The organism is Nostoc sp. 'Peltigera membranacea cyanobiont' 210A (genome assembly GCF_002246015.1).
GTDB lineage: Bacteria > Cyanobacteriota > Cyanobacteriia > Cyanobacteriales > Nostocaceae > Nostoc.
This window is the reverse complement of sequence record NZ_NOLJ01000004.1, coordinates 709254-730033: the sequence shown is the minus strand read 5'-3', so window position 1 is coordinate 730033 and position 20780 is coordinate 709254. Positions and strand designations below refer to the sequence as shown.

27 protein-coding genes are annotated in these 20780 nt (G+C 39.2%); 5 read left to right on the top strand and 22 right to left on the bottom strand.

From position 1 onward, the window contains the following. Window positions 1-16: 16 nt before the first annotated feature. Together CDG76_RS16205 and CDG76_RS16200 are read right to left on the bottom strand one after the other, a co-directional pair. Window positions 17-1237: an ISL3 family transposase gene (locus CDG76_RS16205; protein ID WP_094348229.1), complete on the bottom strand. Its 1221-nt coding sequence runs from the start codon at window positions 1235-1237 to the stop codon at window positions 17-19. A gap of 135 nt (window positions 1238-1372) precedes the next feature. Beyond that, window positions 1373-2569 carry an AAA family ATPase gene (locus tag CDG76_RS16200; protein ID WP_223265253.1) on the bottom strand — a complete coding sequence of 399 codons (1197 nt, stop codon included), beginning with the start codon at window positions 2567-2569 and terminating at the stop codon, window positions 1373-1375. A 501-nt stretch (window positions 2570-3070) separates the two neighbouring features. Here CDG76_RS16200 and CDG76_RS16195 point away from each other — a divergent pair. Further along, window positions 3071-3316: a type II toxin-antitoxin system Phd/YefM family antitoxin gene (locus CDG76_RS16195; RefSeq protein WP_094349980.1), complete on the top strand. Its 246-nt coding sequence runs from the start codon at window positions 3071-3073 to the stop codon at window positions 3314-3316. Window positions 3317-3547: 231 nt separating this feature from the next. Here CDG76_RS16195 and CDG76_RS16190 read toward each other — a convergent pair whose 3' ends face one another. After that, entirely contained in the window at window positions 3548-4285 is a 738-nt protein-coding gene (locus CDG76_RS16190; protein WP_094349979.1) for an SDR family oxidoreductase, read from the bottom strand. A gap of 102 nt (window positions 4286-4387) precedes the next feature. Here CDG76_RS16190 and CDG76_RS16185 point away from each other — a divergent pair, with 102 nt between their 5' ends. Next, complete coding sequence (locus CDG76_RS16185) at window positions 4388-4720, top strand: winged helix-turn-helix transcriptional regulator (protein ID WP_094349978.1); 333 nt, start codon at window positions 4388-4390, stop codon at window positions 4718-4720. 165 nt (window positions 4721-4885) lie between these two features. Continuing rightward, window positions 4886-5308: a hypothetical protein gene (locus tag CDG76_RS16180; RefSeq protein ID WP_094349977.1), complete on the top strand. Its 423-nt coding sequence runs from the start codon at window positions 4886-4888 to the stop codon at window positions 5306-5308. Window positions 5309-5527: 219 nt separating this feature from the next. On the opposite strand, the gene CDG76_RS38340 is transcribed toward CDG76_RS16180, so the two are convergent. Next, window positions 5528-5791 (bottom strand): PIN domain-containing protein, encoded by a 264-nt coding sequence (locus tag CDG76_RS38340; RefSeq protein ID WP_223265252.1) that lies wholly within the window; start codon window positions 5789-5791, stop codon window positions 5528-5530. Continuing rightward, entirely contained in the window at window positions 5788-6063 is a 276-nt protein-coding gene (locus CDG76_RS16170) for a DUF2281 domain-containing protein (protein ID WP_094349976.1), read from the bottom strand. Before CDG76_RS16170 ends, CDG76_RS38340 begins: the two co-directional genes overlap by 4 nt. Window positions 6064-6150: 87 nt before the next feature. Here CDG76_RS16170 and CDG76_RS16165 point away from each other — a divergent pair, with 87 nt between their 5' ends. After that, window positions 6151-6630 (top strand): hydrogenase maturation protease, encoded by a 480-nt coding sequence (locus tag CDG76_RS16165; RefSeq protein ID WP_094349975.1) that lies wholly within the window; start codon window positions 6151-6153, stop codon window positions 6628-6630. A 44-nt stretch (window positions 6631-6674) separates the two neighbouring features. Here CDG76_RS16165 and CDG76_RS16160 read toward each other — a convergent pair whose 3' ends face one another. The 5 genes from CDG76_RS16160 to CDG76_RS16140 form a co-directional block, all read right to left on the bottom strand. Beyond that, a complete protein-coding gene (locus tag CDG76_RS16160; protein ID WP_094327434.1) occupies window positions 6675-7049 on the bottom strand; it encodes a hypothetical protein in 375 nt (124 codons plus the stop codon). A gap of 18 nt (window positions 7050-7067) precedes the next feature. After that, window positions 7068-8354, bottom strand: coding sequence for a SagB/ThcOx family dehydrogenase (locus CDG76_RS16155; RefSeq protein WP_094349974.1), 1287 nt, complete (start codon window positions 8352-8354; stop codon window positions 7068-7070). After that, complete coding sequence (locus CDG76_RS16150; protein WP_094349973.1) at window positions 8317-8805, bottom strand: ankyrin repeat domain-containing protein; 489 nt, start codon at window positions 8803-8805, stop codon at window positions 8317-8319. The genes CDG76_RS16155 and CDG76_RS16150 overlap by 38 nt, the downstream gene beginning before the upstream one ends. A 338-nt stretch (window positions 8806-9143) precedes the next feature. Then, window positions 9144-10283 (bottom strand): homocitrate synthase, encoded by a 1140-nt coding sequence (gene lysS, locus CDG76_RS16145; RefSeq protein WP_094349972.1) that lies wholly within the window; start codon window positions 10281-10283, stop codon window positions 9144-9146. A 35-nt stretch (window positions 10284-10318) separates the two neighbouring features. Further along, window positions 10319-11200: an AAA family ATPase gene (locus tag CDG76_RS16140; RefSeq protein ID WP_094349971.1), complete on the bottom strand. Its 882-nt coding sequence runs from the start codon at window positions 11198-11200 to the stop codon at window positions 10319-10321. A 319-nt stretch (window positions 11201-11519) separates the two neighbouring features. On the opposite strand from CDG76_RS16140, the gene CDG76_RS16135 reads away from it, so the two are divergent. Then, window positions 11520-11729 carry a TOBE domain-containing protein gene (locus CDG76_RS16135; protein WP_094327429.1) on the top strand — a complete coding sequence of 70 codons (210 nt, stop codon included), beginning with the start codon at window positions 11520-11522 and terminating at the stop codon, window positions 11727-11729. A 215-nt stretch (window positions 11730-11944) separates the two neighbouring features. Here CDG76_RS16135 and CDG76_RS16130 read toward each other — a convergent pair whose 3' ends face one another. From CDG76_RS16130 to nifK, 12 genes are all read right to left on the bottom strand, one after another. Continuing rightward, entirely contained in the window at window positions 11945-12205 is a 261-nt protein-coding gene (locus CDG76_RS16130; protein WP_094349970.1) for a FeoA family protein, read from the bottom strand. 104 nt (window positions 12206-12309) lie between these two features. Then, window positions 12310-12609 carry a 2Fe-2S iron-sulfur cluster-binding protein gene (locus CDG76_RS16125; protein WP_069069799.1) on the bottom strand — a complete coding sequence of 100 codons (300 nt, stop codon included), beginning with the start codon at window positions 12607-12609 and terminating at the stop codon, window positions 12310-12312. 228 nt (window positions 12610-12837) lie between these two features. Then, window positions 12838-13209 carry a HesB/IscA family protein gene (locus CDG76_RS16120; RefSeq protein ID WP_094349969.1) on the bottom strand — a complete coding sequence of 124 codons (372 nt, stop codon included), beginning with the start codon at window positions 13207-13209 and terminating at the stop codon, window positions 12838-12840. Between the two features lie 105 nt (window positions 13210-13314). After that, window positions 13315-14124, bottom strand: a complete 810-nt coding sequence (locus CDG76_RS16115) for a HesA/MoeB/ThiF family protein (RefSeq protein WP_094349968.1) — start codon at window positions 14122-14124, stop codon at window positions 13315-13317. Window positions 14125-14134: 10 nt separating this feature from the next. Next, window positions 14135-14452, bottom strand: a complete 318-nt coding sequence (gene nifW / locus CDG76_RS16110; RefSeq protein ID WP_094349967.1) for a nitrogenase-stabilizing/protective protein NifW — start codon at window positions 14450-14452, stop codon at window positions 14135-14137. Further along, window positions 14449-14664 (bottom strand): CCE_0567 family metalloprotein, encoded by a 216-nt coding sequence (locus tag CDG76_RS16105; RefSeq protein WP_094350024.1) that lies wholly within the window; start codon window positions 14662-14664, stop codon window positions 14449-14451. Before CDG76_RS16105 ends, nifW begins: the two co-directional genes overlap by 4 nt. A 158-nt stretch (window positions 14665-14822) precedes the next feature. Further along, entirely contained in the window at window positions 14823-15299 is a 477-nt protein-coding gene (locus CDG76_RS16100; RefSeq protein WP_094349966.1) for a NifX-associated nitrogen fixation protein, read from the bottom strand. Continuing rightward, the gene (gene nifX / locus CDG76_RS16095) at window positions 15296-15709 is read right to left on the bottom strand and encodes a nitrogen fixation protein NifX (protein WP_094349965.1); all 414 of its coding nucleotides are present in this window, start codon (window positions 15707-15709) and stop codon (window positions 15296-15298) included. The genes CDG76_RS16100 and nifX overlap by 4 nt, the downstream gene beginning before the upstream one ends. 217 nt (window positions 15710-15926) lie before the next feature. Continuing rightward, window positions 15927-17264 carry a nitrogenase iron-molybdenum cofactor biosynthesis protein NifN gene (gene nifN / locus CDG76_RS16090; RefSeq protein WP_094349964.1) on the bottom strand — a complete coding sequence of 446 codons (1338 nt, stop codon included), beginning with the start codon at window positions 17262-17264 and terminating at the stop codon, window positions 15927-15929. Then, window positions 17264-18646: a nitrogenase iron-molybdenum cofactor biosynthesis protein NifE gene (nifE, locus tag CDG76_RS16085; RefSeq protein ID WP_094349963.1), complete on the bottom strand. Its 1383-nt coding sequence runs from the start codon at window positions 18644-18646 to the stop codon at window positions 17264-17266. The genes nifN and nifE overlap by 1 nt, the downstream gene beginning before the upstream one ends. An 89-nt stretch (window positions 18647-18735) precedes the next feature. Further along, the gene (locus tag CDG76_RS16080) at window positions 18736-19083 is read right to left on the bottom strand and encodes a Mo-dependent nitrogenase C-terminal domain-containing protein (protein ID WP_094349962.1); all 348 of its coding nucleotides are present in this window, start codon (window positions 19081-19083) and stop codon (window positions 18736-18738) included. Between the two features lie 125 nt (window positions 19084-19208). After that, a complete protein-coding gene (gene nifK / locus CDG76_RS16075; RefSeq protein ID WP_094349961.1) occupies window positions 19209-20744 on the bottom strand; it encodes a nitrogenase molybdenum-iron protein subunit beta in 1536 nt (511 codons plus the stop codon). Window positions 20745-20780: the final 36 nt, after the last annotated feature.

Sequence of the window (20780 nt, the reverse complement as noted above, 5' to 3'; positions counted from 1 at the left end):
GGTTCTTCAGCTACTTTTATGGAGAATTAATAGAAAAGTGCCAGTTTAATAAACTGCGTAAGCGAAAATTGTTAAAGTTACGAAAGCCATACCCAAGTCTTTTAATTAACTTGAGTTTATTATTAATTCCTTCTACAACACCACTAGTAGTTCTGCCGTCAAAATAACCAACTATTTCCCCAAACCATCTCACCATTGTCCCAAGACTTTTCGGAAAATATGAACGAGCATCATACATCCAGTCTAATAATTTAGTGATGCTATCTCCCCAAGATTTAGTTGTATCAAATATCTGGCGGAATTGTTCTTTAAGTGCGTGCATCTTAGCGAGATTAGGCGAAACTTCTAGCACAGATTGTAATTTCAATTTTTGCTTTTCATTTAAAGAGTCTTCGTTTTTTAGTAAGCTATATTTACTTTTGTTTAGTGCCTCTAACTTTCTGGTTTTTTCTGATTTATCATCTAACGACATTGCAGCTTTCTTCTCATTTTTACGCATAGTATCTAACTCATCCGTAATTTGTTTCATCACATGAAATCTGTCAGCAGTTATGTTGGCATTTGGCATTAACTCTTCTACTAATTTTTTATAAGGCGACCAGAGATCAATACTCACTTCTTCTATTTCATTAAGTACATCAATTCCCCAACTGACAAGGACTTCACGAATATCTTCTATTCTTCTCGACTGCACTATCTCAATTGGTTTACGACTATCTAAATCTACTAATACTGCTAGATAATTTCCCTGACCTTTCACCAAGGCAATTTCATCTATTCCTAACCTTTTTATCTGACTTAAGTTAATACTTAATATCTCTGACACCTGGCTTTTTAACATTGATTCTACTTCTTCATCACTTAAGCCATTTCTTTTGGCAACACTATGAATATTACTATTTAATATTTGTTGAACTATCTCGGATGCTAATCTTTTAGTATATCCTTTACTTTTCTCTACAAAATTTAGTTGTTCGCTAAATACTTTTTTACACTTATGACATTTAAATTGGCGGCGATTTATTTTTAAGAGTACTGGTTTTTTATTCCACGGTAAATCATGAATCATCCGCCAATGATTTTGATGTATACTTTGAGTAAGTTTTCCACAGTCAGGACAAGTCGAATAATTCACGCCTTTTTCTATCGTTATAATTATTTCTTCCCCAACAACTTCTTGAAAATCTAATACTTTCATATCGGGAAGATTCAAGATTTGCTCTACAGGAAACTTCATGGCGCACACCTAAAACTTACTATTTTATAATACAAGTTATAAGTCCGGGGTTTTAAAACTATGCTTAATATCTCTTAAACACCTGTCAAATCTATATTACAGGTATTAACATCACTAAATTATATTCACTATAATTCAATTATTTTGAACAATCTCCATAAAAGCAACCGAAGAGCCAAATACTTTAAGTAAATCTTGTTGTGCTTGGCTAGATAAATAAGCATCTGGCTCATCCATTAAAAGGATTTCAGTTTTATTTGGATGAGGTTCATGAGATCGGTACTGAATGTAATAGCTGAGAAAGTATCGTAATCCTTGGCTTCTCTCCTCAAATGAATACTCAGTTCCTGTTCTATCTGTTATAGTAAATACTAAGTCATAGTCTCTTGCCATAACTTTCAAACAGAAGTTTCGGTCTTGAACCCAATAGTTAGGAAAGTTTAAATTAATAGATAATTGGCGGTTAATCTTCTCGATGATTCCATTTGCATAACCTTGCATTCCCTTTTTAATCGCCCCAGCTAAATCAAGTAAAGCATTGGCATCAACTTGAGCAATTTTGCAAATCAATTTATAAGCTAAATTGATTTCTTTCTCTCTCCTTTCTTTTTCATTAAGGCTGAATACTGCTTCATCCAGTGCTGAAATAATTGATTTCATTGTCTCAATCGCATCGGGGTCAACAACATCCTTATTTTCACCCCAAAAAAGACGAACTTTAGTAACTAGTTCTGGGTTATCACTAAATTCGTCGAGCGCGTCCACAATTCTGCTTCTTTGTTCCCGATCCAAAAGTTCAAATCTTCTGCTATCAAGATACTTCTCTTGGCCTAAGTGGACTAATTTCTTAATGGGAACACTGGACGGCAGTGCAACATCAGATTCAATTCTGAGTATTTCAGGAAGTAAACTTTGCAACTCGCTAACTTGTCTCTCCCCAATTCTATATGGTCTGTAGTCTCCTTTTTCAGGCAAATATACAGTTATATTACTAATATTTTTTCTGAATACTAGAAATCTATCAAAAATAATATTCTCAGGAATTTCTATAATTTTTCTTAAGCTTACCTCTTCAGACTTTGACAGATCAGACCATTCAGTACCAAAGTCAGGATATTTCAATTCATTCTGCTTAACCGTAAAAAAATGAGAATAACGACAAAAGTCACTACGTTCTATATTGTTGCCAGATATAGCCTTTTCAATAGCACTGAGTAAGTGAGATTTGCCAGATTCATTTGCACCAACGATTGTTGTAATTTTGGGATCAAGAGGAATTTCAATATACGGGTAAAAAGCATTATCTATCTTTTCCCAAGGTTTAGGTTTCACTTTGTTCTTATTTTTTCTTATGAAATCGTCGTTGAAGGATTTATAGAAACGAATGAAGACTGTCTTGAGATACATATAGCAAAAACTGATATTATACGTGTAATTTGCAATGACATTATTTAATTATACCTGTATTTACTATACCACGCAATTACGTAATTAATGATTTCAGAGAATTTAAATAGGCTTCTGTGTACTCACCCAGAGATAAGCCCTTAATATAGTCTGGGGATCTAACAGATAACTTTAAAGTAATTCATCATAGAAAGTTGGAAAGTATAAGTATTAACCAATAAAGCGTTCGCTCTCCTAATTCAGCACAATTAGATTAATAGTCTGATTTAACCCAGTGCTGGCTAACAGCCATCAAGTTGAGAACACTAACAAGGCGATCGCTTTATCCAAGAATGATAGTTACTGTCTATACCACCTAAGAAGCGATCGCTCTTGTTTCACTATGACAACCAGACTAAACTTAGTTTACAGACTTAGTTTAATCTTATGGAAACTGTAAATATTCATCAAGCTAAAACGAATCTCTCAAAGCTGTTGTCGCGCGTAGAACTTGGAGAAGAAATCATTATTTCCAACCGAGGTATTCCTGTTGCCAAGTTTGTTCCGTTTCGCTCCTCATCAAATCGACTCAATAGTTTAGGACAAGATAAAGGGCGTTTTGTAGTACCAGATGACTTCAATACTCCTTTGCCAGAAGAAATTTTGGCAGCATTTGAGGGCGGTGAGGAGTGAAACTTTTGCTAGATACGCAGTGCTGGTTATGGTGGTTTACCCGACATCGGGTTGTATGAAACCAAACCAGCGATCGTCCTTCCATGTGATTAGTTGCCCTTTATGTAAAGCAGGTTTCATGAACAAATTATATGTTTATACCTGCTTTACAAGTGTGCCCTAGTTTACACAAATAGACAACACCAAAAATGCGTAGGCGTAGCCTGTCGGAGACATCGCTCCATCAACTCTTTAACCTGGTAAAAATGTCGCAATAAACTTTTCAACTCCTTTAGGGTCTTGCATCAGTTGCTCATTGAGTTGCTTGGCCTGCTCACCTGGGTAAACTTCTTCTATGCCATCAACCACAGCTTGCAGTGCATCCCGAACTACTTCTTCTGGAGGTACTTTTGGATCAGGGAAAGACTTACCCATCCCAATATCGATCGCTCCTGGTAACACTGCTACCACCAGCGTTTTTTGAGCCGCCAACTCTGCCCGAACCGCCTGAGTCAATGACAAAACTGCTGCTTTAGAAGCGCCATAGCTGCCATTAAAAGGAAGATTTACCCGGGCCACCATTGAAACCATATTAGCGATCGCTCCACCTCCATTTTGTTTCAAGATGGGAGCAAAAGCACGGCACATAATCAACGTCCCAAAATAATTAACTTCCATTTCTGCCCTAGCGGAAGACAAATCAGGTGCAGCAATCAATCCCTGGTTCAAGCCCACACCAGCATTGTTAATCAACAAGTTGACATCTTGACATTTTAGTGCAGCTTGGCGAACAGATTCTTCATCAGTAATTTCTAACTGAATCGGGATAATTCGCTGCGGATCAGTTGCAACCAGTTCAGCTAAAGCATCCACCTTGCGAGCGCCAGCATAAATTTTGGCTACACCTTGCGCTCTCAATCCCTCTACGAAGTACTTACCTAGACCTCCATTTGCGCCAGTTACCAAAGCGATTGCACCTAAAACTTTCATGCTTTTCCTTTATACCGTCGAAATAAGAATTACTCTAATCCAAAAATATACTTATACTTACTTTTTGGGAAGTACTTACTTTTTTGTAAGTTCGCATAATATATGTCAGAAAAGCAAACTCAAGGCACATCATTTGTGCAAACAACGCTAAAAGTTTTAGGTGGCAAATGGAAGATTTTGATTCTCTGGCACTTGAAGGATGAAGCCAAACGATACAGCGAATTGAAACAATTGATTCCTGAGATTACTGAAAAAATGTTGATTCAACAACTTCGTGAACTAGAAAATGATGGAATTGTTAACCGAAAAGTGTACTCAGATGTACCTTTAAAAGTGCAATATTCTTTTACAGATTATGGCAGAACTCTTATACCTGTCTTAAAAGCTCTTTGCGACTGGGGACAAGAACATCTAAAGCGAGTTATTAGGGAATAGAAATTAGGAAGTTGAGCAGAGATTTTCTAATGCCCTATTCCCAATGTCCTATTCCCAATGCCTCATATTCAAAACTCGTAGCATACCACACTAAAACTTATAGAAACAGTGCGTTAGGCTTGCCTTAATGCATTTGCATAAAACAGCAATTTACACGGTAAGCTTGTGTCTGATTTAGCGCTACATAATTATCTCCCTCGCGTTCCCGATGCAGCATTGCAAGAATACATAGAATGGTGTGTTTTAGAGCAAGCTCAAGCCGCAGAATGTAACTTTACTCCTGATAGAAGTAAGTTAGATAATTTGCCACCAGAAGACTACGTTCCGAAACTGGTCGAGCAGTTCATGAAAGTTAAACCAGACCCAATTAAAGCAGGTTTGGTAGCTGCGATCGCTGGTAAAGAAGCTGACAAACACACTTTATCTGGTTTAGCGATCGCTGCTGATTTTGTATCTCTTTATGTCAAGTATTTAATTCCTAAAGAGGGAAGTACTAAAGAACAGGCTGAAGAGATATTAACTAAAGTGTCACAAGATCAGTGTGAGAAACTGACTGAAATTGCCAAGAAACATGGCATAGATTTATAGTTTCCGACTGATAAATTATTTTTCAGAGGCTTTGTCTGTCCCATCAGTCAAAGCCTCGTATTTTGCAGATTATGGCAATAACTCGAAATAATCACAGTGTCTCGGACGAACAAAACCAAAGTCACGACGGTCAAGCGTCAAGATGCGATTGATGTTCTCTCTCTCTGCAAGTGCAATAATCGTTGCATCTGTAAAGTCAAGCTGACTATCAGCATACTGTTACAGAATTTCATTAACTCTCTCTAAATCTTCAAAGTGAATTGATTCCAGTCGAATATCGCTAGCAGCAAGTTCAACCAAAAAATGACGCATTACTTGATGTCCCAGTCTAGACGAAATTAGGTAACAAACTTCGGGAAGAACAGAGGTTGGTAAAATTAATGGTTCACTCAATGTCTTTGCGACAGTAAAAACACGAGAGTGATTGCGGTCGCTCTTGTTAGTAAGTGCAAATAAGAAACTTGTATCCAGGATTGCTGTCATGCACGGTCATCTGCTTTAAGACCCCAACCACGTACAGAATCAATCTCATTTTTTAATATATCTTCATCTTGTTCTGAGATATCAGTTTCCGCAGAAGCTCCTAATCCTGCAATAGACATTAGAAAAGAAGACCCATGATTGTTTACTTCTTTTTGCCTTGTCGATTTATATTGAAGATATTCAACAAAGCTTGCTAGCTCAATTAATTTTTCATCTGGGAGAGCATTAATTGCCTCAATTAATGTCTGTCTATTTGTAGTCAAAGTATCCATACGCTTGACAAAAGGAAAGAATTGCTTTGACTTATTGTACTTTATGCGATCGCGCTGGTGACGGCTGAAGACATTGGCGTACAAAAAATGCTAACTATTATCGGTTGCGGCAATCTCAATCGCAATGACGACGCAGTAGGCGTAATCATCGCCCAACGTTTACAAAAATATCTAGCTGAAAACCCTCATCCTCATGTGCGAGTTTATGACTGTGGCACCGCAGGGATGGAAGTAATGTTTCAAGCTAGAGGTAGTAAACAATTAGTAATTATTGATGCAAGTTCAACTGGTTCTGAACCGGGTGCTGTGTTTAAAGTTCCAGGAAAAGAACTGGAAGCTTTGCCAGAACCTAGTTATAACTTGCACGATTTTCGTTGGGATAATGCTTTAGCCGCCGGACGGAAAATCTTTCAAAATGATTTTCCCGAAGATGTGACAGTTTATTTAATTGAGGCGGCAAATCTTGGTTTTGGACTGGAGTTAAGTCCTGCTATCAAACATTCTGCTGATGTGGTCTTTGAAGAGGTAGCTGCACTTATCAGCCAGAATAATGAGCAGAAATTTTAAACTCCTAACTCTTGTACAGACGCGATTAATCGCGTCTCTCTTCTCTATGCCCAATCCCGATAAACAGACAGTTCATCTACCCTCATTTCAAAAGGTATACCTTGACTTTCTGGGGGACAAACACGGATTTTAGCACTGTTAACAATTCCATATAGCAATGTCCCCATTGGCACAATTTTTTGTAAAACACGCCAATTAATAACTTGATCGGGACATTCAATTACCAATGTCAGAGCATTGGCGTGGGTTGTGACATACCACCGACAATCAGACAAAAGATTTTGAATGGTGCGATCGCACGCTTCGTAAAAGTATCTGCTAATAGAATCCTCTAGTTGTTGACGCAGTATAATATCCGCAGATGTCGGTTGTATAGGATGTGAGTCATCACCATTAAAGTAATACATATTTCTAGCCATCTCTCTTTAGCTTCCTGCTTATATTCCAATCACCATTCCATAAAGTACATCTTTATTTGTTTCTAATAATTCTTGGGTTTCGTCATCATAATAAGCACCAATCCCACTACACTGAATTCCCAAATAATTACTAGTTAAATAAAGTCTCTGTCCGAGAAAACCAGCTATTTGCATAGCAGTTTGATAATTTAAATAATCTGACACAAAAAATAAAGTTACAGCACCATCTCTAGCAATAGCCTGATTAATACATAAGTAACCTGTCTTTTCACTAAAATTACCTGTTTTAACCAGATGTGTACCTCTATATAACCCAGGTGTCATTCCCTCTACTCGATGCACCACTGAGTAAATTTCTATTTCCTCATAGTTTTCTGTCGGTATTGATTGTTGAAGTTGTTGCACTACATATAAATAATCTTCTTGAGAAATAGCCTCTTTCCGGAAACGTCTAATAGAACGTCTATCCCAAACAGTTTGATAAAATTTATCCCGATCAAAATCAAATTGAGGATACTCTAATTTTTGCTGACGACTCTTTTCTAGAGTAGTTGCTTGATAAGCATCTTCAATAAATTGATTGGATTCAAAATAATCAGTACCAGAGACAAAAGGAACTTTCAGCCTTAAGTGTCTGATTTTCTTGTCTTGTATTTCTCCTGACACCGCACAAGCAGTAATAAACTCCTTATTCTCGAATCCCAAATCAGAATTGAGCGTAAGTTTATCAAAGTCGAAAATTAGTTGTATATCTCGGTTGTAGAGATAAGCTGAAGCTGCAACTGCACCTAAATGGTGTCCGCTATCTAAGAAGCAATATCTCATGCTTCTATTTTGATATTTCCAACTAGACCTATAATAAACACAACTAATTAAAAAGATGAATCCGTTGATACATTTACCCGGTATAATATAACTCTCTAACCCATCATCGATTAATTCATAGATGAGAGTTAGACAATTATTCTCAACTTCTAGATGGTATATACCATTTACTATTCCCTCAATGCCGCGAATCTGTACGTAAACTTCTGTAGGATACAAAGCGCCTGCTGATGGATTTACCCGCAGTTTATAAGGGCCATCTTTATATACTTTTTCTAGTGTTATCGCACTGGTTAATGAGATAAAAGCATGAACAGGATTATTGAGATTTAATTTCACTCTCCGATAAAACTTGGGATAAACTTTAAATGCAGATGGCTGTGTTGAAGCATCTACATAATTTGGGTCAAGTTGTACCGATAAGTAAGAATGCTTGGTAGCGTCATGATAGGCTTTGCCCGATATCTGACTTGATGGCATTTTTAATTATCCTTAAGACTTCTACGTTACTAGCAAAATCTATCGCTTTATAATCGTCTAAGTTTTTTAAATATAAGTTAGGATGATGTTGTAAAAGTAACTTGACAACTTCTGTCTTTCCGGCTGATGCTGCGTACATTAAAACACTTGCACCGTTATCATTTTGGTTATTAATGTCAATGTTATGAGCCAAGAGTAAATTAATTAAATCGTAGTGATTACCAAAACAAGCAAACCACAAAGCATTGTTGGAATCGCTATTTCGAGCATTAATATCCGCACCAGCATCAATTAGTTCTTTGACGACTGTATAAACTCCTTCTCTTGTCGCTTTCATTAAAGCTGTATCGCCATTTTCACCCGGCTGATTTAAATCGCTAAAATTATAGCCTTTTGCTATTAGCCATTGGGTTGTTACTTCACTCAATTTTTGACTGTTGGTTCGATTCATCAGTATTCCTTAGTTAACTTTATTTCTGACAACTTACTAATATAAATTTGCTTGGCAAACAGAATGGTGAGTATTCCTCACCATTATTGAAAAAATGTTATCCAAATTCTTTTAACTTACATATATGCTATCAATTTTATAAGTTTAAATTATGAATCATTTATAAAGAACAGCAAACATTCATCTTAAAAAAGCTTGAAAAATAATGGAAAAGCAGTAATTTTTACAGTTTTCTTACATAAGATAGATTAATAGCAGATATAGGTGGATTTAGATCCCCGACTTCTTCAAGAAGTCGGGGATCTGCACTTGGACAGTAAGTGTGTATATTTTCAAATTTACTGACAATGATAAGAATATAAAATATTATCTACATCTTCGATGGTAAGACTTTGGTTATCAGCTAAAGCTTTCAATCTATGGGTAATATCTTTAAGCTGGGATAAATTAAAGGAAAGTCCTAATTCATTAGCTCGGTGATTAACCGCCTGTTTTCCAGCCAATTTATGATTGATTAAAATTGAACGCGTTACACCAAAACTCCGGGGATTAATAGCTTCATAAGTCTCCGAATTATTGAGCATAGCTTTAGTATGAATGCCAGCTTTATGACTAAAAGCACTCTCACCAAAAACACAGTGGTTAAAAGGAATAGAAACTCCAACTTTTCTCGCAACTAATTCATGCAAGTAACCAAGTTCATCCAAGCGATATTTAGACTTAATCTGCTCTGGATTTGTAGCATATAATCTAGCAATAAATCCAGCTAGGGAAGTAATACCATTTCGCTCACCAATTCCCAAAACACAAGTGTCAATATGAGTTGCTCCCGCTTCCAGTGCTGTATAACTGTTAGCATTTGCACATTCTGTATCATTATGACCGTGAAACTCAATATCTAAATTAGTGAACTGGCGCAAAGTCTTCACTAATTCAAATACTTGCATTGGCGTAATAATTCCTACTGTATCGGCAATTCCTATGCGTTTGACAACTCCTAACTTTTCAATCTCAGAATAAATTGTAATTAAATCTTCTATTGAAGTGCGTGACGAATCCTCAGCCGAAAACCGTAACTCAATATCGGGGGCTTGTTGATGAATAAAAGTTAAAACTTCAGATGCTAAATCAATAATTTGATTAATATTTTTACCATGACTGAACTGACGCATCAAAGAAGAACTACCAATAGTTAAATTAATCCCAGCGACGCCTGTGGCTAAAGCGACTTTAGCATCTTCTAAGTGACAGCGAATGTGAGTTAATATTTTGGATGGCAAGCCTAACCGAGATAATCGTTCACAGTCTCGTCTAGACTGAGGTGAAGCGATTGGTGACGTTAACTCTATATATTCCACTCCAAATGCAGCAAGTGCCTCAGCGATTTCGACTTTATCATCTGAAGAGAAATTGGCTTTGACGAATTGTTCACCTTCACGGAGAGTACTTTCTACAATTGCAAATTCAGATAGCGACATTGAGCAATCCCTATACTAATTCTTACTAAGGATATTCACTTATTAGTTTTTATATTAACAGATTTGCATAATCGAGAAATAATTGCTTTGGCTGATTCTTGGGGACTGGTTATAGTATCAATTATAAGAGAGCGATCGCTTGTATCCATCGCTTCTAAAATATGTTTTGTCGGAACCGAATCATAGTTCTGACTCTCTTCCACAAATATTTTTAGTTTTTCTCGCAATTCTACACCTGTAACAACTTGTTTGCTTACAAGTTCTAAGATTTGTTGTTCTTCTTTAGGAGTAAAATAAGCAGAAGCTTCTGGTACGCCCAAACTAGCAAAATTGCTCAGTACTTCTGGGATAATTTGCATACCATCGTCTAATTCTTGATGAGCAATTCGATCAAAAGAATCATGACGTTTTAGAAGCCTTTCTAAACGCACCGTATTTGGTGCGGTCAACATTACAAATTTAGCATTTTTCAAAGCTGTAGCTGCATAGCGAACCTCATTTTCACCACGCAAACTATCGAAAACTAACATAGAGTTGACTTCTTGTGGATTGATGTGTAGAGAAGCTAAAATGTGACCCATTCCACCAGGAAAGTATTCTCGATAAAGGCGAGTATAAGTTAGGCGTTTAATCCGGCAATGTGGTTGCACGAGTTTCTCTTGCATTTTTAACATTGGTGCAATTATCACACGTTCGGTTAAAACACGACGATTAGGTAAAAGTGTAAAATCCAAGCCTTCTTCAGCCAAAGCTTTTGTGATTGTGCTTTTTCCCACGCCAGTCATACCTACTAGAATAAGTAAGGGAAAACTTGTTATTGGCAACCAGTCTTTAGGAACAGGAAATCCTACACCTACAACTGGACTTAAATGTTCAAAAAATAGATTTGGCCTTGTTGTATTAACTTGATGCTGCACAATATAAACCTCTTTTTAGTCTAGTTATCATAAATACATAAATATTTTTCAACCTCAGTATTTATACATAATTAAAATAGCTGTGTTAAATGGATGATAATATCCATCAATAGTTAGTTTTTTTAAATTTTTTATCTTGCTTTTTTCAATAAATGATCGCTTTGCCAATTTTTGTAATGCTCGTCAAGCAGAAATACCACTATTAAGTAAATTAGAATTATTTCAAAATTATTAAGATATCTTAAATATAGCTAGTTTTAAAATCAAAACTTGCTAACCTAACTAAGGTATAAAGAGTTCAAGTTAGTGAATTAAAAACATGGAAATTAGCGCTCGTAATTCTCTTAAGGGTACTGTCAAAAAAGTTGTACATGGTTCAGTTAATACTGAGATAACTTTAGAACTAGCGCCAGGAGTAGAGCTAGTGTCAATAATCACAAAATCATCAGCAGAAAAGCTAGGACTTGCAGAAGGTAAGCAGGCTTATGCCGTGATTAAATCATCAGATGTGATAGTTGCTGTTGATTAAAAAATAGAGTTGGCTTCTTTTGCAAGCCACTCTATTTTTCATATCAAATTGCATTTATATAATAAATATTAGTGACGAAAAGAGTGTAATAGCTTAGTATAGTGTAATTACAGCAATAATATTAGATTTTTAAGAATTGAATATCATAGATACCCGATTTGTTAAATAAATCGGGTATTTTTTTAGCAAAAATTAAATAAGGCTATACAGAAATGCTAACTAATGTAATTATCAATAACGCGAACATAAATGGCTCGGACACTTTCTAAATCTAGTACAAAATCTCTGTTATCAATATTGAGAATAAAAGAGGAAAAGTGTTGTTTTATAGTGATATTAGTTCCTTCTATTATTCCTATTGATATAAGTTTTTTTAAAATTGTTTCATCCTGAGTTTTACGGAAAATTACTATTCCTCGCTCTCCTGTTCTCAATAGCTCTAATGAACAGCCAGTAACACTAAAGCTGGTAAACATTTTAATTATAAATTAGGAATTGTGAAAGGAAGAAGGAAGTATATTTTCATCCTTCATCCTTCATGTTTTATTTGGTTCCTAAAGGCAGCAACCAAAGTAGTAACTTAGACCAGATATGCTTCTTGATGTGTCTTAATTGTGCAATTAGAACGAGGATAAGTTACACAAAGTAAAGCGTATCCTTTAGAAACCTGATCGTCATCTAAAAAGTTTTGATCGTCTTGATTAACTTCACCTTCGACAACTTTACCAACACAGCTAGAGCAGGAACCTGCATGACATGAAAAGGGCAACTCAATACCATTTTCTTCTGCTGCTTCTAAGATGGTGGTCTCTTCGTCAACTTCAATTGTGGTGTCGATGTCTTCTTTTTTGTTGATTAATCTAACTTGATAGGAAGCCATTTTCCGATTCTCCTCAAACGTTATACAGTTGGTGTAATTTCTGAAGTATTTGAGCAACCTATCCTACTTTTTGCTTCCCTTCTTCTTACAGTGATGCTAATTTTAGTTAGCTTCTTTATAGGGGTAAGGGATGCAAAGCAAACTAGAAGCTACCTCAAGAGCATTGAAACTCTGCGGAGTGTGTCTATAGAAAGCCTCTACAATCAGACTTGGCGTAACGGAATGATGTTAACTGCAAGGTACACCAGTAGGCGTACCGTCGTCTGTTTTGAAGGACTTTCCACAACCGCAGGTATCAGTTGCATTGGGGTTGATGAATTTAAAACCGCTTTCCATCACTCCCTCAACGAAGTCAACGATAACTCCGTCTAATAACGGCGCACTTTTGGCATCAACGTAAACCAGTACTTTGCCTTGCTGACTTACCAAATCATCTGGTTGGGGCTTGCTGGTGATATCGATCGCATATTCATAGCCACTGCAACCACCATCTTTTACCGAGATGCGAACACCTTTAGTTGCGCCATTAGCGTCCGATGCGGAACCTTTGAGGAATGCCCGCAGATGAAATTCTGCTTTTTCTGATAAGATAACGGCCATTAAGTCTCCTGATTTGTAGCGATTAGTTGTTCTGATTTCAGGTGGGGATTGTCATTTGTCCTTTGTCCTTCGTCATTTGTTATTCACTAATGACCAATGACAAAATTAAGTATTTTGTGCAATACCTGTAGCCGTGGGTTCCATTGAATTGGATTGCGCGTGTCTCCAAGGCGCACTATTACCGCATACTGGACAAGAGCGATCGCGGTGAGAACGGCGTTTAGCAAATTCCATTCGATTTAGGTCGATTGTCAGTAATTGCGACAATAGAGGCTGACTAAACCCGGTGATCAGCTTGATAGCTTCCAAAGCCGTTAGACAAGCTAGTGTTCCAGAAACAGCGCCTAGAACTGAAAAGCCACGCTGATCCCAATCAGGCTTTTCTGGAAACAGACAAGATAAACAAGGAGTCACACCAGGAATAATCGTCGTCAGGTAAGCCTCCATCCCATTCATTGCGGCTTCCACCATTGGCTTACGCGATCGCACACAGGCTTCATTTAACAAATTGCGCTCTGTAAAATTGTGGGCGCAATCAAGAGCCATATCAGCCGACTGTACTAACGAGTCTACATTTTCCGGGGTGATGTAATCATGAACAGTTTCCACTTGGACATCAGGATTAATCGCATCGAGAGTTTCTTTAGCTTTGAATACCCTTGGCTTACCTACCCAATCATCAGTCATAAGAACCTGACGATTCATATCATCTTGCCGCAAGTCACCACCCCGGACTAGGATTAGCCGCCCAACGCCTGCTACTGCTAAGTAAAGCGCCGCCGTACCGCCTAATCCCCCCACACCTGTCACCAGAACTGTCGCTGACTTCAAGCGTTTCTGTGCTGTTTCGCCAAAATTCGGAAGCATCATTTGGCGACGATAGCGTTCTAATTCGGTAGGCGTTAGGTTAACCAATTTATACCTCCTAATCAGAAGTGATTTCTGTCAGTGTGACTACATTTTTCGGCTTGTCGTTAAACACTTTGAACAGCTTTTGTTCGTGGGGTGTTGATTCGACAAATAGCTGATAGGCTTTTTGCAAAGCCAAAGAATATTGATTTAATTTCTCTTCTTCACTCAAGTCAGGAGAATTATTATCAATTTCCTGGATGAATTGAGAGAACTTTTTCAGAATATGTAGACGATTTACATTCACAACTTCTAAGTCGTAGGACAGGTTAAAGAATTGAAAAAATTCTTCTGCATCTACGAGTTGCTTGAATTCATTAATAGTTCCAGTCATTTAGCACTCTCCAATTTTTTCAGATGTTGCTTAAGTTCATCTAACTGACGATAGATTTCATAAGTTGCAGAGGCAACATCCATAAGTTGTGTGTAATCTGTTGGTAGCCCTTCAGCTAAATCATGCAGATCCATTTTCATTTGACCGGCTTTGCTGTTGAGGCGTCTGATTTGTCCTTGTAGTTCCTCAATACTCGTTTCTTCTGCTTGCACAATCAGCCACTCCACATTGGATTTGGGATTTTAGATTTTAAATTTTGAATTGGATGATATTGTTTTAATCAAATGGTCATGAAGCTAATGATTAAAACTTGAATCCAACATCGTTCGACTGAGCGTAGCCGAAGTCCAAAATCCAAAATCTAAAATTTTTACAGGTTGCCAACTTCAGGAAAGCGCTTCGCCAAATCAAGGCCTTTTTTGACGTAGTTTTCTCCCTCTTCTGCTAATTTTTCTAGCGAGTCAAAGCCAAAGCGTTGAGCATCTCGCAAGGTTTTCACAGCTAGCAAAAGACGGCCAGAAAAAACTAGCGCCCAGCCAAATCCTTCATGACTCAAATCAACTACAACCTGGGATATCAAACCTGTTTCTTGTTCAATACCAGCCGCTACAGCCCGAAAAAATGCCATAATCCGGGCTTGAGTTACCGCATCAACTTCGCCCTCAACGGAGATTTCCCGTTTCTTTTGTTTGGTAACAATAAAGGGTTTGAGAATCAACTCATCCGACCAAGTACGATAAACTCCATAACTGTCTTGACCACGGATTTGTTTGATTAATACCTTCAAAAAAGGTGAGTTCAAGACTTCAGTTGTAGCGGTTCCATTAACACTATTATTTGCGGTCATACTGTTGCCTCATCTTCAACTTCATCAGCAAAGTTTGTGGTTTTTGGCTGTAAAGCTTTACGCAACCAAGGTGGAGGATTACCTTTGAGGGTTTTCACTAGCTTGTTTAGCACTTCACTAATTTCTTCTTCTTCCGATCGCGCCTTCACTGGGGTGACACCTTTCTTGATTAACCGAGCGGCGGCGCTACCACCAATTGCTGTTACGTAAATAATCGTACAGTCACCTATTGACTCAAGTTTTGGGGTGATTTTGTCTTCATTCCCATCTTCTTTGAGTTCGCCTTCAAAGGTGAGGGTTTCTACGAAGTGATATCCCTCATCGGTAATTTCGTAAACATCAATCATTTTTGCCCATCCGAAGTGAGCATTAATATGAACTCGGTCACTCGTCGTGAAGGCTATTTTCATTGTAATTCTCCTCTCTAAAGTTTTGAATTTTGAATTGGGAAGAAGGAATTCAGGAGTCAGGAGTCAGGAGTCAGAATTCAAGAGTAAGAACTAAATCTGCATATTTAGTGGTTTTCCCTACGGAAACGCCAAAGGCAAACAATCAGTGGCAGGTTTTACTCTTTCTGAAAAGCATTCTGAATTCTGGATTCTGACTTCTGAATTCTTGAAGAAGAATTCAAAACTCTGCGCTCACAATTCCGAACTCTTGGAACTGCTTAACTCTGGCTTCTTCTGCCTCTAAAAACAGGTTGCCGATACCAAACAAAAGTTCCATCGTGCCTCGATAGCCAACTTTGGTAAATTGACCATTACCTAAGCGGTCATAAATGGGCAATCCTAAACGATAAAGAGGAATCGAGAGGCGTTTTGCGATCGCACCAACATTGGAGTTACCAATCAGCAAATCAGAACCACCCGCTAGACTCTCAAAGTCTTCCAAGTCGCCGATGGTGATACTTTTAACCGGGAGTTTTTCTAAGAGGTGCGATCGCGTGGTTGTCACCACAGCATGAATTTGACTACCCATCGATTGCAGGAAATGCACGGTTGACCACAACAAATCTGGTTCCAGTGCTAAGGAAACTCGTTTTGCACCGAAGTAGAAGTGAGTGTCCAACATCGCATCTTGCAATTGACGGCGTTGGCGGCGGTATTTTTCCGGTACGCTATTACCGCTCAAAATCGCCAATGCTTGGATAAACTCATCTACTGGTTCTAATCCAGTCAGTTCGCCAAACACCTCATAAGGTGTGCCAAAGCGTTCTTCCAGAATCTTGGCAGCCCCCCGCATACTTTCACCCAATGCCAGGGTAAAAGCAGAACTACCTACTTCTCGTAGCTGTTTTAAGGTAGTCCCACTGACCGTAACCGCACTATAACCATCCTCTAAGTGACCATCTAGAGAAGCGCCAAGGTCAGGTACAAAGATAGGCACTAATCCAAAGGACGTGATTATCTCTTTGATTTCCTGTACATCCCCAGGTGTGAAAGCAGAACCCGCCAAAACTGTGACTTGTTCAGTTCTGAGTCCACCCGCGCGAGGAATTTCCTTAACTATGCTTTCGACAGCAACGGCAAAGCCATCTTGCAACGCACCTTTAAAATCTGGGGTAGGTGCAAAAACGATCGCTAAGTCATTCAATTCGGGATGGCGATCGCGGATTTCCTTCAGAAAACCTTCAATGTCATCGCCTCTAGTTTCTGTTAACCCAGTACTACATAAACCAATAATTTCTGGATTAGCCTTTTCCACCAGAGTCAGAATTGCTTGCTCCACATTCTCTTCACCACCCAAGATAGTAGTGACTTCCGTCATCGCTGTTGTAGCTAGGGGAATCGCTTCCCGGAAATGCCGCACTAGCACAACTTTAGCGAAAGCAGTACAACCTTGAGAACCGTGGAATAAGGGCATCGTCCCTTTCAATCCCAAAAAGGCTAAGGTTGCGCCCAAAGCTTGACTTTGCTTGAGGGGATTAACTGTCAGTGCTTTGTTAGAAGCGGTAACGATCGCCATTAAACTTCCTCCTCTTCTTCCCAAGGAGCGGGTTTGCGTATTTGTTCCCAAATCGGGCTATACAGAGCTTCGTACAATTCCCGCGCCATCTCAATCATTCCCACATAACCTGCATAAGGATGGTGGCGTTCTTGGTTGATATCAAGGAAAGGAATTCGAGCTTTCAAAGCGGTGTATTGGTTACGTCCACCAGCAATCAGCATATCTGCGCGAGTGTCTTTAACCACTTGTAGCAATTCCTTAGCGTTGCCCTTCTCCAGCATGATGCCATCGTTGCCGAGCAACTTCTTGATTTTGGCTTTATCTTCCTCAGTACTTTTTCGAGTACTGGTAGCAACAACTTCAATACCTAAGTCTCTAGCAGCCGAAATAATCGACCAACTCTTAACACCACCAGTATATAAAACAACCCGCTTACCTTTGAGTCGAGCGCGATAAGGAGCCAATGCCAAATCTAAAGCAGCCGTTTCTTCTGCAATTAGCTTTTCTGTCCGCTCCTGTAAATCAGCGTCGCCTAATTTAGCAGCGATATTTCGCAGACAGCGATTCATATCATCGATGCCGTAGAAAGACTCTTCAATGTAAGGGATGTTGTAACGCTCCTCCATCTTTCTCGCCATGTTGAGCAGCGCTCGTGAGCAGATCATGACGTTGAGCTTGGCGCGGTGGGCATAGCGAATTTCATTGTAGCGAGCATCGCCCGTAATTTTGGATAAAATACGGATGCCTAACTTTTCTAGCAGTGGTGTTACTCCCCACATTTCACCGGCGATGTTGTATTCACCGATTAAGTTAATATCATAGGGCGTTGTATGTTCCGGTTCTGCTGTTCCGACAACATATTCTAATAAAGCTTCACCACCGAAACGGTTGCCCAGATTTTTACTGCCAATGAATCCTGGGGCAATGACGGGAACAACAGGAATACCAATTTTCTCAGCCGCCGCTTTGCAGACAGCATCCAAATCATCGCCAATTAAGGCTGTAACGCAGGTAGCGTAAACAAATACTGCTGCTGGTTGGTAGCGCTCTTTGAGTTCTAGAATCGCTTTGTAGAGTTTCTTTTCGCCACCGAAGATGACATCATTTTCACCCAAGTCAGTCGTAAAGCCCATTTTGTAGAGTTGAGGGCCAGACGACAGACTACCACGACTGCCCCAGGAATTACCAGCACAGGCGATCGGCCCGTGGACTAAATGAGCAGCATCTGCGATCGGCACTAAAGAAATCATTGCACCATCAAAAGCGCAGCCCCCTTGAGCCGCGCCAGGTTGTGCCTGTTGGGCGCAAGACTTGTTTTTCTTTTCCGTTTGTTTGTGCTGATTATGCTCGCATCCTGTCTCAGTCAGCAGCTCGTTGATTTTGCCTTGGGTGCTTTTCATCTCTCTTCTCGTACTTAATTGTTAATTTTCCTTTGTCATTTGTCATTTGGATAACTAACAACTAATGACTAATGACCAATGACTAATGACTAACAAATGTATTTTGTGACATCCTCTCCACATACATCAGCGAGGTAAGATAGAGCGCGGAAACGCAATCCTACAAATTCGTCATATAAAGGATTGAGTTTACATAGTGGTGGAATATCAATAGACTTCCCAAATAATTTAATTTGTCGCTCAAAGGGACAACAACAAGGAATTGTTTGGCAAATTAGATGAGCGAAGCGATTATTTTTAACCTGAATTTCATCCACCACACGCCGCAACGGATTAAGAAGATTGTGGACCCACCCTGGTTTTTTCTGGTTAGGTGGATGGTAATTAGGATGAGGATGAGTGTGAGTGTGTTCGTGAGTGTGATTGATGGTTTCCATTTAGAAATCCCTTGGGTAAATGCTAGAAAGAAAAAGGGGGAAATAACTCATAATTACGAATTACGAATTACGAATTACGAATTATTTTCCGCCCTTAATTAACACGTTGTGTTTCTACGCAATTTCTAACGAATCAAGTCGTAGGAAATATCTGTCTTAGAAGGAATGTTGGTGTTGCGATCGATTTCTTCAAACAGGGTATTTACAACCCAGTTAAGGAGGTTGATTATACCTTGATAACCGATGGTGGTGTAGCGGTGTAAGTGGTGACGATCTATGATAGGATAGCCAATTCTCACTAAGGGAGTCTTGGTGTCGCGCCACAGGTACTTACCGTAGCTGTTACCGATGAGCAAGTCTACGGGTTCGGTGAACATCAAAGAACGCATGTGCCACAGGTCTTTACCAGGCCAAACAGTTGCATGTTGACCGAAGGGGCTAGAAGCAAGCAGTTCTTTCATTTCTGCTTCAAATACTTCGTTGCTGTTGTGAACCAAGATATGCACAGGTTCAGCACCCATTTCTAGCATAAAGCCAACTACGCAGTATACTAAATCTGGTTCACCGTAGATAGCGAAGCGCTTACCGTGAAGCCATGAGTGGGAGTCAGTCATGGCATCAACTGCCTGACCGCGTTCGATTTCCAATTGTTCGGGAATGGGGATACCACTCAATTCGCTGAGTTTCATCAAGAACTCATCAGTACCCTTAATGCCCCAAGGACGGGAAACTGAGGTTGGTTGATGCCATTCTTTTTCGATGTACTCGCGGGTTTTGAGGGTGGAGTGTGCTTGCAGAGCGATCGTAGCTTTCGCATTGATTGAATCTTCTGCATCTTCTAGCTTTGTACCACCTGGGTACATATTGAACTCACCTGTGTTGGGTGAATCCAGATAGTCGCTGTTGTCGGCTAGAATTGTGTAGTCAAAACCGAACAAAGAAGCAATCCGCTTGATTTCGCGGTTGTTGCCTACGTATGTATCAAAACCTGGGATGAAGTTGATCTTACCATTGCTGGTTTCTTTCTTATGACCTGCGGTCAAGTTAGAAAGAATTCCCTTCATCATGTTGTCGTAACCAGTGATGTGGGAACCGACAAAGCTAGGGGTGTGAGCGTAGGGTACTGGGAAATCTTGAGGAACTGAACCAGCTTCCTTGGCGTTGTTGATGAAAGACTGCAAGTCATCACCAATTACTTCTGCCATACAGGTAGTGCAGACAGCGATCATCTTGGGCTTGTAGAGAGTGTAAGAGTTCGCCAAGCCGTCAATCATGTTTTGCAGACCACCAAACACGGCTGCATCTTCAGTCATTGAAGAAGATACACCAGAGAATGGTTCTTTGTAGTGACGGGTTAAGTGCGTGCGGAAGTAAGCAACGCAACCTTGAGAACCTTGAACAAAAGGTAGAGTACCTTCAAAACCAACAGCAGCAAAGATTGCTCCTAGTGGTTGACAACCTTTAGCAGGGTTAACGGTTAAAGCTTCACGAGCGAAGTTCTTTTCACGATAATCCCAACTCTTTGTCCACTCTGCAACTCGTGTTACTTCTTCGGCTTCGTGACCGTTTTCAAACTGCTTTTTGTTTTCAAATAGCTCTTGGTACTCCGGTTGGTGGAATAACTCGACGTGATCTTGAATTTTTTCTGGATTCTGAGGCATTTCTGGATCTCCAAGGTTACTGAATTCTTTAGTAAT